The sequence below is a fragment of the Acinetobacter sp. NIOH-H-8 genome (genome assembly GCF_046635365.1).
Taxonomy (GTDB): Bacteria; Pseudomonadota; Gammaproteobacteria; order Pseudomonadales; family Moraxellaceae; genus Acinetobacter.
Window position 1 is genome coordinate 1 of the sequence record NZ_JBHDVN010000410.1, and the last position, 238, is coordinate 238.

Below are 238 nucleotides of genomic sequence, written 5' to 3' on the forward strand. Positions count from 1 at the left end.
TAGACCTCTTTCATAAATCATTTTTTGCTCAGTTCCAAGTTGTAGATTCCAGCGATTAAATTGAATCTCAAACCAAGCCTTTTACCTCTATTTCGATAACGCTCAGCAAGGATTTTGAAGGTTTTCAAACTGCCAAATACATGCTCAATTCCAATTCTTCTTTTATTGATTTCCTGATTATAGATTTTTAGTTCGGAATCCAGTTTACAGCGCTTCTTTGCTTTTAATGGCAACAAGC

1 protein-coding gene is annotated in these 238 nt (G+C 34.9%); it reads right to left on the reverse strand.

Translation table 11 applies throughout. The features are described 5' to 3' along the window. Positions 1 to 17 precede the first annotated feature (17 nt). Positions 18 to 238: transposase family protein (locus tag ACEWB7_RS18890; RefSeq protein ID WP_411581206.1), on the reverse strand; the 221-nt coding region annotated here is incomplete at its 5' end.